The sequence below is a fragment of the Nocardioides sp. GCM10023255 genome (genome assembly GCF_042653125.1).
Taxonomy (GTDB): Bacteria; Actinomycetota; Actinomycetes; order Propionibacteriales; family Nocardioidaceae; genus Nocardioides.
In genome coordinates, this window is the sequence record NZ_JBHSHU010000007.1 from 195776 (window position 1) to 208898 (window position 13123).

Genomic DNA, 13123 nt, shown 5'->3' on the forward strand with positions numbered 1-13123 from the left:
CCGCGATCAGCCCATGTACGGGTAGCGGTAGTCCGTCGGCGGGACGAACGTCTCCTTGATGGAGCGCGGGCTGGTCCAGCGCAGCAGGTTGACCGCGGCGCCGGCCTTGTCGTTGGTGCCGCTGGCGCGGCCGCCGCCGAAGGGCTGCTGGCCGACCACGGCGCCGGTGGGCTTGTCGTTGATGTAGAAGTTGCCGGCTGCGAAGCGCAGCTCCTTGCGCGCCCAGGCGATCGCGGAGCGGTCCTGGGCGATGATCGCCCCGGTCAAGGCGTACGGCGCGAACGACTCCATCTGCGCCACGACCTTCTCGAAGTCGGCGTCGTCGTAGACGTGCACGACGAGGATCGGGCCGAAGTACTCGGTCTTGAACATCTCGTCGGTCGGGTCGCTGGTCTCGACGATCGTCGGGCGCACGAAGAAGCCCTCGGAGTCGTCGACCGTGCCGCCCGCGATGACCTCGAGGCTCGAGGACTCGTGCGCCCGGGTGATCGCGGCCTGATGCTTGTCGAACGCGCGCCGGTCGATGACCGCGCCCATGAAGTTCGAGAGGTCCCGCACGTCGCCCATGGCGATCCCCTCGGTCTCGGCGACCAGGCGGTCCTTGATCCTGTCCCACACCGAGCGGGCGACGTACGCACGCGAGGCGGCCGAGCACTTCTGGCCCTGGAACTCGAAGGCGCCACGGATCATCGCGGTCACCAGCACGTCGGGGTCGGCCGAGGGGTGCGCGACGATGAAGTCCTTGCCACCGGTCTCCCCGACGATGCGCGGGTAGGAGCGGTAGGAGGTGATGTTGTTGCCGACCGTCCGCCACAGGTGCTGGAAGGTCGGGGTCGAGCCGGTGAAGTGGATGCCGGCGAGGTCCGGGTGCGCGAGCGCGACCTCGGAGACGTCGAGACCGTCACCGGGCAGCATGTTGATGACGCCCGGGGGCATCCCGGCCTCCTCGAGCAGCTGCATCGTCAGGTGCGCGGCGAGCTGCTGGGTGGGCGAGGGCTTCCAGATCACCGTGTTGCCCATCAGCGCCGGGGCGGTGGGCAGGTTGCCCGCGATCGCGGTGAAGTTGAACGGCGTGATCGCGTACACGAAGCCCTCGAGCGGGCGGTGGTCGGTGCGGTTCCAGATGCCGGGGCTGTTCGCGATCGGCTGGTCGGTGAGGATCTGCTTGGCGTAGTGGACGTTGAAGCGCCAGAAGTCGATCAGCTCGCACGCGCTGTCGATCTCGGCCTGGAAGGCCGTCTTCGACTGGCCGAGCATGGTCGCCGCGTTGAGCCGCTGGCGCCACGGGCCGGCGAGCAGGTCGGCGGCCTTGAGCAGGATCGCGCAACGCTCGTCGAACGGCATCGCCCGCCAGGCCGGCGCCGCATCGGTGGCCGCCTGGACGGCGTCCTTCGCGTCGGCGGTCGTGGAGTTCCGCAGGACGCCCAGCACGTGCTGGTGGTCGTGCGGCTGCACGACCTCGATCTCGGCGCCACCGCCGGCGCGCCAGCTGCCGCCGATGTGGGCCTGGAGGTCGTGCTGGGTGCCCTGGAGGGTCTCGATCTCCGCGAGCAGGGTCTCCCGTTCGGGGCTGCCCGGCGCGTAGGTCAGGTTCGGCTCGTTGGTGGGAGCCGGCGGGAAAGAAATCGCGTCCATGCTCGCGATGGTCTCACCACTGCGGCGCCGCCCCCAAACGTGGGCCGGCGGCTACACGAGGTACTGGATCTCCTGGGTGGCGAACCAGGCCAGGTCGTCGTCCTCGTCGGCGTCGTCGGCCACGTCGACGTGCGCCGAGGCCACGTTCTTCCAGACCACGTCGGCGGCCACGTCGACCAGGGTGGGGTCCTCCCCCGGCACGGCCTCGCAGGCGGGTACGTCGGCGGCCACCACGAAGCGACGCGGCACGTCGCCGGTCACCCGCAACGCGGCCGAGTCCGACGCGGCGGCCATCAGCGCGGCGTACTCCCAGCCCTCCTCGTCCCCGTCGGGCCAGTCGGAGCGCAGCGCCTCGGTGACCGCGTGCGCGCGCAGCGGGCCAGCGAGGCGGCCCTCGGCCAGGAGCGTCGCCAGCGTCGAGGACGTGACGGGCACGTAGACGCGCACGCTCACGGCTCGGTCACCGTCTGCGTCGAGGGCTTCGGCGCGGCCTGGCGGGGGGACCGCTTGCGTCCGCGCGGCACCCGGGGCCGGACCCCGGTGGCGGTGTCGACCAGCTCGTCGAGCGCCTCCTTCAGGCAGGTGCCCAGCAGGTCGGCGTCGGGCAGCAGGTCCCGGTCGGCGGTGATGCCGTAGAAGACGCTGCCGTCGTACGACGTCACGCCGATGTTCAGCGCGTGGCCCGGCAGCAGCGGGTGGACGGGGTAGGTCGCCACCATCCGGGCGCCGGCGGCGTACAGCGGCGACTGCGGCCCCGGCACGTTGGTGACGCTGAGCTGGAAGCCGCGGCGCAGCTCGGCGGCGGCGACCCGCGACCCGATCGCGTGGAAGGTCGTCGGCGCGAAGCCCGCGATGCCCGCCAGCCGGTTGGCCGCGACCCCGCGACCGGTCTCCTTGTGGGCGAGGAAGGAGTAGGACACCTGGTGCAGGCGGACGACCGGACTGGGCTCGCCGACCGGCAGGTCGACGACGTGGGCGGCGATCTGGCTGCCCAGCGAGGTGGCCTCGAGCTCCTCGTCGATCACCGAGATCGGGACGACCGCGCGGATCTGGCGCAGGCCGCGCAGCGACTCCGAGCGGGCCATCAACCAGGCCCGCAGGGCGCCGGTGACGGTGGCCAGGATGACGTCGTTGATGGTGCCGCCGTGGACCTGGCGCACGGTGCGGTGGTCGGCGAGGTCGGTGCGCACCGCGACCACCCGGCGCTGCTGGGACAGCGGCCCGGTGATCGGGGTCTCCCGCTCCGGGTCGCGGCCGGTGAGCCCGTTGACCACCCGGGAGGTCCGCCGCCGGGCCCCGTCGGCGCCCCGGAGCACGGCGTTGCCGCGGCTGCGGAGCGTGTCGACCACGGTCGAGGGGTGGGAGACCGAGTCGCGGACCGCGTCCACGAGCAGGCCCGTGGTCGAGGTCCGGCGGACCGGACGCCACTCGTCGCCGCCGAGGGTCTTGGGGCGGTCGCTGACGTCGAGCAGGACCTGGCCGAGGTCGACGGTGTCGACGCCGTTGACCAGCGCCATGTGCGACTTGGTCAGCAGCGCCACGCGGCCGCTCTCGAGGCCCTCGACGAAGTACATCTCCCACAGCGGGCGGCTGCGGTCGAGCGGCCGCGACACGATCCGGGCGACGAGCTCGCGGAGCTGGTCGATGCTGCCCGGGCGCGGCAGCGCGGAGCGGCGTACGTGGTAGGCGAGGTCGAAGTGCTCGTCGTCGACCCACACCGGGTTGGCCAGCCGGCCGGGCACCGACTGCAGCCGCTGGCGGTAGCGCGGCACGAACGAGACCCGGTCCTCGATCAGCTCCAGGAGCCGCTCGTGGTCGAACCCGGAGTCCCCCGGCTCGAAGATCTCGACCGTGGCGTTGTGCAGGGGCGTCGACGGGGACTCGGCGGCCAGGAAGGCCAGGTCCCGCGGCCGCAGCCGCTCGCTCATCTGGTGCCCTTTCGTCACGTCTGCCCGGGGGTGGCGGGGTGGACGGGTTGCTCAACGTGGGATTCTGGCAGAGGTGACGCCCCGTTCCGGGCATGTCCCACCTTGGCTACCGACTAGTAAGGATCTCACCACATGCGCCGGATCATGGCGATCCTCGCCGTCCTGACGTGCACCCTCGCCACCGCCACCGCGTGCGGCGGCGACGACTCGACGCCCTCCTCGTCCAGCGACGAGCCCCAGGTCATCGAGGTCACGTTCGACGGCGACACCGTCACCCCGAACGGCGACCGGGTGGAGGTCTCGGTCGGGCAGCCGATCGAGCTGAAGGTGACCGCGGACGCGCCCGGCGAGATCCACGTCCACTCCTCCCCCGAGCAGGAGCTGGAGTACGCCAAGGGCACCTCCACGGTGACGATGGACCCGATCGACAAGCCCGGCATCGTCGAGGTCGAGTCCCACTCGCTGGAGAAGACGATCGTCTCCCTCGAAGTCCGCTGAGGTGTCGCCCGACGGGATCCCCCTCGCGCACGGGATCGGCGGGGCGAAGGACCTGCCGGTCTCCCCCGAGCTCGCCATCGCCGGCGCGGTGGCGGCGCTCACCGTGTCCTTCACCGTGCTCGCGCTGGCCTGGCGCACCCCGCGGTACGACGAGGCCACCAGCGGCCGCCCGGCGCCCGCATGGCTCGCGTCCGTGGTCGACTCGACCGCCTTCCGGATGGCCCTGCGGGTGCTCGGGATGGTCGTGTTCGTGTACGCCGCGGTCGCCGCGGTGCTCGGCAAGGACCTGCTGACCAATCCGGTCTTCGGGATCTTCTACGTGTGGTGGTGGGTCGGGCTGGTCCCGCTGTCCCTGCTCTTCGGTCCGGTGTGGAAGGCCATCAGCCCCGTCCGCACCGTCAACCTCCTCTTCGCGAGGCTCTCGGGCAGCGACCCGGACCGTGGCCTGTACACGTGGCCGGAGCGGCTCGGCTACTGGCCCGCGGCCGTCGGGCTTTTCGCGTTCGTCTGGATGGAGCTGGTCTACCCCTACTCCACCGAGCTCGGCCCGGTGCGGCTGTGGTGCGCGGTCTACGTGGCGGTGATGCTGCTCGGCGGCGCCCTGTTCGGCTCGACGTTCTACGAGCGCGCGGACCCGTTCGAGGTCTACTCCAGCCTCGTGGGCAAGCTGTCGGTGTGGGGGCGTCGCGGTGACGTGCTGGTGGTGCGCAGCCCCCTGGCGAACCTCGACACCGTGCCGGTCCGGCCGGGCCTGGTCGCCGTGGTCTCGGTGCTGTTCGGCAGCACGGCGTTCGACTCCTTCAAGGACTCCACCCCCTGGGTGAAGCTCGTGCAGTCCAGCGACGTGCCGGCGTTCGTCCTGGACAACCTCGCCCTGCTGGCGTTCTGCGTCGCCGTGGGTGTCGTGTTCACCGCCGGCTGCATGCTCACCGGCCTCGGGGACGACCTGCGGCACCGGGAGCTGCCCAACCTGTTCGCGCACTCGGTGGTGCCGATCATCGTCGGCTACGTCTTCGCCCACTACCTCACCTACCTCGTCGAGGTGGGCCAGCAGACGCTGATCCTGGCCAGCGACCCGCTCGGCAACGGCAGCGACATCCTCGGCACCGGCGACCTGACGGTGAGCTACTGGCTGACCTACCACCCGACCGGCCTCGCGACCACGAAGGTGCTGGCGGTCGTGCTGGGCCACGTGATGGGCGTGATCGCGGCCCACGACCGGGCCATGAAGATCCTCCCGCAGCGGCACCAGCTGACCGGTCAGCTGCCGCTGCTCTTCGCGATGGTGGCCTTCACCGTGGGCGGGCTCTACCTGCTGTTCGCCGCCTGACCCGGCCGTTGCCCGCGGTGGTGGGCGCGGCCGTGCCCGGGGCCAGTGCGTCGGCCACCGCGGTCACCGCCCGGCCCAGCGGCGAGTCGCCCACCTCGGTGAGCGTGCGGCCGGCGACCAGGGCCCGGTCGACCGTGGCTCGGTCGTCGGGCAGGAAGTGCAGCCCGGAGACCCGGGCGAAGCCGGTGACCATGCCGGCGATGTCGTTCTCCGACCAGCCGAGCGAGGGCCGCATCCGGTTCACCACCACCCGGACCGGCGCGCCGCCGGTGAGGTCGCGCAGCTCCACCAGGCCGCGGGCCAGCCGGGACAGCCCGACCGGGTCGGCGCTGCCGACCACCACGACCTCGTCGGCGACCTCGAGCGCCGCCAGCGTCATCTGGTTGCGGCCGGGTCGGGAGCCGAACTCCGGCGCGGGCTCCTCCTCCAGGCTGAAGCCGGTGTCGACCACGACCAGGCCGTGCTCGCGCGCGGTCTCGAGGGTGTGCTCAAGCGCGCCGACCCGGATCTCCTTCCAGCGGTCCGGACGCGGGAGCCCGGTGATCACCGAGAGGTGGGCGTCGATCCCCCGCTGCACGGACGCGAAGCGCTCGGCGAGCTGGCCGGACGCCGCCAGCCGGGCCGCGGACAGCAAGCCGGACACCTCGTCGAGCACGCCGAGCTGCTGGGCGACCGCACCGCCGTACGGGTCGGCGTCGACGAGCAGCGTGCGCAGCCGGCGGCGGCCCAGCTCGGCCGCGAGGCCGGTGGCCAGGGTGGTGCGGCCCGGTGCCCCGGCCGGACCCCACACCGCGATCACCCGCCCGGCAGGGCCCGGAGGCTCCGCCGACGGGTCCGACGACGGGTCCGACGACGGCACGGGCTCCTCGACGGGTGGAGCGACCGGTTCGTGCACCTGGTCGGGCGCCGCCAGCACGTCGGGCAGCGTGGCGAGGTCGGCCTCCTCGACCAGGGCCGGCAGCCCGATCCGGGTCGCGCGCAGCCGGGCTGCCTCCGGCGAGACGCCGGCCGGCACGACGGCGACCGGGCGCACGCCGTGCCGGCGCAGGTGGTCGGTGGCGGTCAGGTCCAGGCCGGGCGCGTCCAGGCCCAGGACCGCGGCGCCGGCCTGCCCGGCGGTGGCCGCCGCGAGGAGGTCGTCGACGTCGACGCACCGCTTGAGCACGACGATGCCGGGCCGCTCGTTGAGCAGCTGCACGGCCCGGGACTCCCACGCCGCGCCGGCGGCGACCACGAGGACCACGATCATGCGCTCAGCCCCGGCGTACGACGGTGAGGACCGGGCTCTCGGCGGCGCCGAGGAGCCGGAAGAAGCGGCGCGCGTCGGGCTCGGCGACCGCGAGCACCAGCTGGCGCTTGCCCGAGGCCGCGAAGCCGTCCTCGACCGGGGGCGCGTCGACGACGTCCACCTCGGTGAGGGCGGGACGGCCCTCGCCGAGGCCCGCAGACGCCTGGCCCGTGGCGACCAGGTAGACGTCGACGACCGAGCCGGTGCGCACCGAGCCCGGGACCAGCTCCGCGTCGACCGCGACCGGCAGCTGCACGAGGTCGCTCGCCCCGGCAGAGCCGACGGCGGCCCGCGGGAGCAGCTCGCCGCTGCCCACACCGCGGACCAGCTCGAGGTCGGCGGGCAGCTCGTCGTCCACGGCGAAGTAGCCCTCGAGCGCCGCCTCGTCGGCGAAGCGGACCCGGGTGGCGACCAGGTCGTCGGCGCCGACCGTGTCACCCGCGCCGAGGTCGGTGGCCGCCGACCAGACCTGCACCGTGTCGTCGGCGGAGCTCAGCAGCCGGGCGCCGGCGACGACCGAGACCGCCACGATGAGGACCCCGACCCACAGCCGCGGGTCGCGCCACCCGGGCGCTCCGGCGCGGGTGGCGGGCGGAGCGGTCGGCTGCGCGGTCGTCCCGAGATCTGTGGCCACGGCCCCATGATGCCGCTCGCGACGCCCGCGGAAACCCCGTTCTCCACACCCTGCGGGCGGTCTGGACCGCGCGCGTGGGCCGAGGTGCGACGATGTGCGCATGTCCGGCACGCCCCGCTTCCTCACCCTCGCCGACGTCGCGGAGGTCCTCAACACCTCCAGCGCCCAGGTCTACGCCCTGGTGCGGCGTGGTGAGCTGCCCGCGATCAAGATCGGCGGCCGGGGGCAGTGGCGGGTTGAGTCGGCCCAGCTGGAGGAGTTCATCCAGCGGATGTACGCCGAGACGCGAACGTTCGTCGACGAGCACCCCTACGTGGAGGCCGAGCCCCGGCCGGAGTGACGTCGCCCGGTCGGCCGGTCAGCCGACCTCGGAGTCCAGCGTCACCTCGACCGTGCGCTCCTCGCCGTCGCGCTGCACCGTGAACTCCACGGTCTCGCCCGGCTGGTGCGCCCGGATCGCCACGATCAGCGCGATCCCGTCGCTGACCCGCTGGCCGTCGACCTCGGTGATGACGTCACCCTGCTGCAGCCCGCTGTCGTCGGCGGGGGTGCCGTCCATGACCTCGTCGATCTCGGCGCCGCTGCCGTCGTCCTGACCGGTCTTCACCTTCGCACCGATCACCGGGTAGCGCGCCTCACCGGTGCGCAGGATCTGGTCTGCGGTGATCTCGACCTGCTCGATCGGGATCGCGAAGCCGACGCCGATGTTGCCCGCCTCCTCGCCGGCGGCGGTGCCGGTGGTGGCGATCGCGGAGTTCACGCCCACGACCTGCCCGCGCAGGTTGACCAGCGGCCCGCCGGAGTTGCCCGGGTTGATCGCCGCGTCGGTCTGCACCGCGTTGATGTACGACGAGTCGTTGGAGCTGTCGCCGGTGGTCACCGGGCGGTGCAGCGCGCTCACGATGCCGGCGGTGACCGTGGAGCTGAGGCCCAGCGGGGAGCCGAAGGCGACCACGCCCTCCCCCACCCGCAGGGCCTGGGACGCCCCGAGCGGGGCGGGGTGGAGGCCCTTGGCCTCCTCGGCGTAGAGGACCGCGAGGTCGTAGACCGGGCTGCGCCCGACCAGCGTCGCCTCGAAACGGTTGCCGTCCTGGTCGACGATCTCGATCAGCCCGTCGTCGGAGGCCGCGTCGGCCACGACGTGGTTGTTGGTGACGACGTGACCCTGCCGGTCGAGGACGAAGCCGGACCCGGTGGCGCCGCCCTCCTGGCCGTCGTACTCCGCGGAGATCTGCACGGTGCTGGGCAGCAGCTCCTGCGCCACCGCGGCGACCGAGCCGTTGTCCGCGGCCAGCGGCGGCCTCGAGACGGTGTCGACCCCGGCGAGACCGCTGCTGACCGCCCCGGGGCCGCGGTCGTCGACCATGCGCTCGTAGACGGCACTGCCCAGCGCGCCGCCGACGACGCCGACGACCAGCGCGACGGTGCACACGACCGGCCAGATCCAGCCGGGGACCCGGCCGCGCTGCACCGCGTGGCGCGGCTGCGCCGGCATCGGCTGGGTGCCGGGCGGCGGGAAGCCGGCCCACTGACCGGGCGGCGGCTGGGTGGTGGGCGGCACCCACGAGGGGGCGGTCGGGGAGCCGTTCGCTGCCGCCGCTGCCGGGGGCTCGGGCGGGCGGCCGAAGGTGATCGGTCGGGTCGCCTCGGTGTCCGCGCCCTCGACCGGACGGTCCGGCTGCCCGGGCGCGTGGCCCGCGTCGTCCTCGTTCACGTGCCTATCTTGACCGGTACGGCGAAATCAGGCCGGTCAGGGGGTGTGGCCGCGCCGGGCCGGTCCGGCGAACGAGGTGAGCGTCGGCCCCATCGAGGGGGCGGGAGAGCGCACGCTCTCGCTGGGGGTGACCAGGTGGGTCACCGGCGCGCGCCGGTCGATGCTGGGCGCGTCGGCGGGGGCGATGCCCAGCGCGATGACCCCCATGACCGCGGCGCCCACGGCACCGCCGCCGATGGCGACCAGGCTGGCGGTCCGCCGGGACACGTGCTCGTCGTGGTGGCCGGCCAGGTACACGTCACCGGGCGACAGGGCACGTACGTCGTGGGGCAACGGTGCACACACGTCGCGGGGCGGCTGGACCCCTGACCCGCTCAGCAGCGAGCCCTTGAGGTGGTCGGGTGCCGGCGTACCCCCGAAGGAGAGGCCGGCCAGGCGGGTCTTGACCCACCCTTCCCGCTCGACGAGGTCGCGGCAGGCGTGGCAGGTGTGGACGTGGGCCCACGCCCGCTCCGCCTCTTCCGGCGCCAGCTGACCGTCGAGCAGCGCGCTCACGCGCGAGCCGAGGTGACCGATCACGTCGCCCTCCCCCGCCCGGACAGCAGCGGGGCAGGACCCGAGTAGCGGGCCCGTCCCGCGCCCGGCGCACGGTGGGCCAGGGCGGAGCGCAGCATCGCCCGCCCACGGTGGATGCGGGACCGGACGGTGCCGAGCTTGGCGCCGAGGATCTCGGAGATCTCCTCGTAGGACAGGCCCTCGACGTCGCAGAGCACGACCGCGGCACGGAAGTCCGGGGGCAGCGTGGCCAGCGCCTGCTCGACGTCGTCGTCGAAGGTCTGGTCGGCGTACGCCGCGTCCGGGCTCGGTGAGGCGCTGGTCAGCCGGTCGGCGCGCTCGTCGGAGAGCGCGTCGAAGCGGATCCGCTGCTTGCGGCGCGCCTGGTCGAGGAACAGGTTGGTGGTGATGCGGTGCAGCCAGCCCTCGAAGGTGCCGGGGGTGTAGGTCGAGAGGGAGCGGAAGACCCGGACGAAGACCTCCTGGGTGAGGTCCTCGGCGTCGGGCCGGTTGCCGGTCAGGCGGTAGGCGAGCCGGTAGACGCGGTCGGAGTGCCGCTCCACGATCTCGTCCCAGGTGGGCACGCCCTCCTGCTCGCCCCCGGGCAGGCCCTCGACCTCAGCGTCCACCGGGCACTCCTTGCCGCGCGCCGCGCGCGCCGTCGATCCGACCTGCTTCGAGAACAGTGTCCTGACCCTTTCCAGCGTAGGAGAACTCTCTGAGAGAAGGCTGTGAGAGAAGACCTTCCGCGGAGGGCCCTTCGGGTCCTCGTCGGGTGGAACGAGCCGGGGGCCACCGGTGTTCCCGAGCCGGGTCGGGCGTTCGCGATACGGTGGTGCCGCTCGTCCACGCCGTCCGCCCCTCCGCGGACGGCGTCCCACCCAGGAGGCCACCATCACCACCCCGATCAAGCCCGCGAGTTGGTCCTACGCCGAGGGGTTCGTCTCGGAGGACGAGGCCCTGGCCTCCGCCCGCGCCCGCGCCGAGGAGGTCGGGGTCGCCCCGATCGGCTCCGGCGGCGGCGCCGCCCTGCGCTTCCTCGCCTCGGTGCTCGACGCCCGGGCGGTCGTGGAGATCGGCACCGGCACCGGCGTGTCCGGGCTGTGGCTGCTGCGGGGCATGCGCGCCGACGGCGTGCTCACCACCGTCGACATCGAGGCCGAGCACCAGCGCCTCGCGCGCCAGTCGTTCACCGACGCCGGCATCCCACCCCAGCGCGCCCGCACCATCTCCGGTGCGGCGCTCGACGTGCTCCCCCGGCTGACCGACGGCCACTACGACCTGGTCTTCTGCGACGGCGACAAGCGCGAGTACTCCGCCTACCTCAAGGAGGCGCTGCGGCTGCTGCGCCCCGGCGGTGTGGTGGCGTTCGACAACGCCCTGTGGCACGACCGGGTGGCCGACCCCGCGCAGCGCGACGAGGAGACGGTGGCCATCCGCGACCTCGGTCGCGCGATCGTCGAGCACGACGACCTGGTCTCGGTCCTGCTGCCGGTCGGCGACGGGCTGCTGGTGGCCAAGAAGGAGTGGTCGCCGGAGGCCTGAGCCTCCGCGCCGCCGCCCGGGACGTCATACGCCTTCGTCGCCGGGACCACCACCTCGAATGACGCTGCGGTGGCCGCAGAGCGGCGGTCAGTAGCGAGCGGCGGCCTCGAACCCTTCCCAGCCCTCGGCGACCGCGACGATGTCGCACTCCTCGACGAGGATCGGCGCGCTGCCGACGATCTGCGACCCCGGTGCCTCGGCGGCGCCGGCGGTGAACGTCTCCTGGAACGCGGCGCGCGCCTCGTCGGTGGCGAAGACGTAGCAGCCCTCGAACCACTCCCCGGCACGCATCCGCCAGGTCTTGAACCGCAGGCCGGCCATCCCGGTGAACCTCGCGTGCGAGGTGCCCTCGACGTACGACGCCAGCTCGTGCTCGACCCCCTCGGGTGCGTCGGCCAGCGACCAGCGGACGGTCAGACCCTTCATGCCAGCGCCTCCAGCGGGTGGTCGCTGCCGAGCCACTGCAGCAGCGCCCGCGCACCGAAGCCGGTCGGGCCGGCGGTCCACTCGTGGTAGTCCGAGGGCGAGTCGCCCACGGACGCCACGTCGAGGTGGGCCCACGGGACGTCACCGACGAAGTGCTGGAGGAACAGCGCCGCGATGATCGACCCCGGCCCGCCGGGGGCGTTGTCGGCGTCGGCCACGCTCGAGGTCAGCTTCTCCTCGTAGACGTCGGCGAGCGGGAAGCGCCACAGCGGCTCGCCGGCCGCCTCGGCAGCCGTGGACACCGCGTCGGCGAGCCCGTCGTGGTTGGCGAAGAAGCCCCCCACGCGCTGGCCGACGGCCACCTTCATCGCCCCCGTGAGGGTGGCGACGTCGACGATCGCGGCGGGCTCGAGCTTGTCGACGGCGTACGCAAGCGCGTCGGCGAGCACGAGGCGGCCCTCGGCGTCGGTGTTGGTGACCTCGCTGGTCCGGCCGCCGTAGTGGCGGATGACGTCGCCGGGGCGCAGGGCGTTGCCGCTGACGGCGTTCTCGGCCGCGGCCACCAGGCCGACGACCCGCACCGGACAGCCGACCGCCTCGAGCGCACCCATGACCGCGATGACGACGGCGCCGCCGGTCATGTCGCGCTTCATGTTGACCATGGCCTCGCCGGGCTTGATCGAGAGGCCACCGGTGTCGAAGGTGATGCCCTTGCCGACCAGGACCACGGTCGGGGTCTTCCGGGTGACCTTGGCGGGGGTGTAGTCGAGGCGGATCAGGCGCGGCGGCGTGGCCGAGGCCTGGCCCACCGCGGCGATGCCGCCGAACCCGTCGTCGGCGAGCTGCGCCTCGTCCCACACCATCACGTCGAGCGAGCACTCGTGTGCGAGCTCGCGGGCCTGTCCGGCCAGCCACGCGGGGTTCTTCAGGTTGGAGGGCACCGTCGCCAGCATCCGCGAGCGCCAGCCGGCACCGCCGAGGGCGACGCCGCGGGCCAGCTCACCGGCCCGGTCGTCCGCGTCCGGGAGGCCGGCCAGGACGATCCGGCCGGCGGGCCGGTGCTCCGGGGAGCTCGAGCGCCAGTGGAAGGCGAACGACCCGAGCGTCGCGCCGACCACGAAGGCCTCCAGGCCACCGGGGCCCGCCACCGCGGGGATCGAGGTGGCCACTCCCGTGCGGTCCTTGACGGCACGGGCCAGCGCGGCGCCGGCACGACGGAGGTCGACCGGACGCTGCTGGCCGACGCCGACGAGGAGCACCCAGCGCAGGGACTCGTGGTCGGGGAGGCCCGAGGGCACCGGCAACGAGACGACCTCGCCGGCCTTGCCGGTCGCCCTGCTCATCTCGAGCAGGGCCAGCAGGTCGGCGCCGAGCCGCTCGCCCACCTCGTCGGCTCCGGGCCCGAGCAGGACGCCGCCGTCGCCGCCCTCGGCGGGCAGCACCGGCAGCGCCACGACCTCGGCTTCGAGGACGGCGTGCGGCGGCAGCGCGCTGAGGGCGAACTCCGGCGGTGTGACCTGTTCGGGAAGGGTGATCAGGGTGTCAGACGTGCTCACGGGAGGCAGCCGGC

The 13123-nt window shown here is 73.4% G+C and carries 14 protein-coding genes; 4 read left to right on the forward strand and 10 right to left on the reverse strand.

Annotated elements, in window-relative coordinates; translation table 11 throughout:
- Positions 1–6 precede the first annotated feature (6 nt).
- From pruA to ACFO9I_RS13120, 3 genes are read right to left on the reverse strand one after another with little or no spacing between them, the layout of a single operon-like run.
- Complete coding sequence (gene pruA, locus ACFO9I_RS13110) at positions 7–1635, reverse strand: L-glutamate gamma-semialdehyde dehydrogenase (RefSeq protein ID WP_379181499.1); 1629 nt, start codon at positions 1633–1635, stop codon at positions 7–9.
- A 51-nt stretch (positions 1636–1686) separates the two neighbouring features.
- Positions 1687–2088: a DUF6912 family protein gene (locus ACFO9I_RS13115; RefSeq protein WP_379181501.1), complete on the reverse strand. Its 402-nt coding sequence runs from the start codon at positions 2086–2088 to the stop codon at positions 1687–1689.
- Positions 2085–3563, reverse strand: coding sequence for a WS/DGAT/MGAT family O-acyltransferase (locus ACFO9I_RS13120; RefSeq protein WP_379181503.1), 1479 nt, complete (start codon positions 3561–3563; stop codon positions 2085–2087). Before ACFO9I_RS13120 ends, ACFO9I_RS13115 begins: the two co-directional genes overlap by 4 nt.
- 132 nt (positions 3564–3695) lie before the next feature.
- On the opposite strand from ACFO9I_RS13120, the gene ACFO9I_RS13125 reads away from it, so the two are divergent.
- Together ACFO9I_RS13125 and ACFO9I_RS13130 are read left to right on the forward strand one after the other, a co-directional pair.
- Positions 3696–4061 carry a hypothetical protein gene (locus tag ACFO9I_RS13125; RefSeq protein WP_379181504.1) on the forward strand — a complete coding sequence of 122 codons (366 nt, stop codon included), beginning with the start codon at positions 3696–3698 and terminating at the stop codon, positions 4059–4061.
- A 1-nt stretch (position 4062) separates the two neighbouring features.
- Positions 4063–5391, forward strand: a complete 1329-nt coding sequence (locus ACFO9I_RS13130; protein WP_379181506.1) for a hypothetical protein — start codon at positions 4063–4065, stop codon at positions 5389–5391.
- Here ACFO9I_RS13130 and ACFO9I_RS13135 read toward each other — a convergent pair.
- Positions 5354–6640 carry an AAA family ATPase gene (locus ACFO9I_RS13135; protein WP_379181507.1) on the reverse strand — a complete coding sequence of 429 codons (1287 nt, stop codon included), beginning with the start codon at positions 6638–6640 and terminating at the stop codon, positions 5354–5356. The two genes, ACFO9I_RS13130 and ACFO9I_RS13135, sit on opposite strands and share 38 nt — an antisense overlap.
- A 4-nt stretch (positions 6641–6644) precedes the next feature.
- Positions 6645–7313, reverse strand: a complete 669-nt coding sequence (locus ACFO9I_RS13140; protein WP_379181509.1) for a hypothetical protein — start codon at positions 7311–7313, stop codon at positions 6645–6647.
- Between the two features lie 100 nt (positions 7314–7413).
- On the opposite strand from ACFO9I_RS13140, the gene ACFO9I_RS13145 reads away from it, so the two are divergent.
- On the forward strand, positions 7414–7653 hold the full coding sequence (locus ACFO9I_RS13145) for a helix-turn-helix domain-containing protein (protein ID WP_379181510.1): 240 nt from the start codon (positions 7414–7416) through the stop codon (positions 7651–7653).
- An 18-nt stretch (positions 7654–7671) separates the two neighbouring features.
- Here ACFO9I_RS13145 and ACFO9I_RS13150 read toward each other — a convergent pair whose 3' ends face one another.
- Genes ACFO9I_RS13150 through sigE form a run of 3 tightly spaced genes read right to left on the reverse strand, consistent with a single transcriptional unit; the run spans position 7672 to position 10211 of the window.
- The gene (locus tag ACFO9I_RS13150) at positions 7672–9027 is read right to left on the reverse strand and encodes a S1C family serine protease (protein ID WP_379181512.1); all 1356 of its coding nucleotides are present in this window, start codon (positions 9025–9027) and stop codon (positions 7672–7674) included.
- Positions 9028–9063: 36 nt separating this feature from the next.
- Positions 9064–9606 (reverse strand): anti-sigma factor family protein, encoded by a 543-nt coding sequence (locus ACFO9I_RS13155; RefSeq protein ID WP_379181514.1) that lies wholly within the window; start codon positions 9604–9606, stop codon positions 9064–9066.
- Positions 9603–10211 (reverse strand): RNA polymerase sigma factor SigE, encoded by a 609-nt coding sequence (gene sigE, locus ACFO9I_RS13160; RefSeq protein ID WP_379181516.1) that lies wholly within the window; start codon positions 10209–10211, stop codon positions 9603–9605. Before sigE ends, ACFO9I_RS13155 begins: the two co-directional genes overlap by 4 nt.
- Positions 10212–10488: 277 nt before the next feature.
- On the opposite strand from sigE, the gene ACFO9I_RS13165 reads away from it, so the two are divergent.
- The gene (locus ACFO9I_RS13165; RefSeq protein ID WP_379181722.1) at positions 10489–11127 is read left to right on the forward strand and encodes an O-methyltransferase; all 639 of its coding nucleotides are present in this window, start codon (positions 10489–10491) and stop codon (positions 11125–11127) included.
- Positions 11128–11214: 87 nt separating this feature from the next.
- On the opposite strand, the gene ACFO9I_RS13170 is transcribed toward ACFO9I_RS13165, so the two are convergent.
- On the reverse strand, positions 11215–11553 hold the full coding sequence (locus ACFO9I_RS13170; RefSeq protein WP_379181518.1) for a hypothetical protein: 339 nt from the start codon (positions 11551–11553) through the stop codon (positions 11215–11217).
- Complete coding sequence (locus ACFO9I_RS13175) at positions 11550–13109, reverse strand: leucyl aminopeptidase family protein (RefSeq protein WP_379181520.1); 1560 nt, start codon at positions 13107–13109, stop codon at positions 11550–11552. Before ACFO9I_RS13175 ends, ACFO9I_RS13170 begins: the two co-directional genes overlap by 4 nt.
- Between the last annotated feature and the right edge of the window lie 14 nt (positions 13110–13123).

Bases quoted from the DNA above. Each gene is read 5' to 3' on its own strand.
- ACFO9I_RS13125 (WP_379181504.1), top strand. From the start codon at position 3,696: ATGCGCCGGATCATGGCGATCCTCGCCGTCCTGACGTGCACCCTCGCC.
- ACFO9I_RS13145 (WP_379181510.1), top strand. From the start codon at position 7,414: ATGTCCGGCACGCCCCGCTTCCTCACCCTCGCCGACGTCGCGGAGGTC.
- ACFO9I_RS13170 (WP_379181518.1), bottom strand. From the start codon at position 11,553: ATGAAGGGTCTGACCGTCCGCTGGTCGCTGGCCGACGCACCCGAGGGG.
- pruA (WP_379181499.1), bottom strand. From the start codon at position 1,635: ATGGACGCGATTTCTTTCCCGCCGGCTCCCACCAACGAGCCGAACCTG.
- ACFO9I_RS13135 (WP_379181507.1), bottom strand. From the start codon at position 6,640: ATGATCGTGGTCCTCGTGGTCGCCGCCGGCGCGGCGTGGGAGTCCCGG.
- ACFO9I_RS13120 (WP_379181503.1), bottom strand. From the start codon at position 3,563: ATGAGCGAGCGGCTGCGGCCGCGGGACCTGGCCTTCCTGGCCGCCGAG.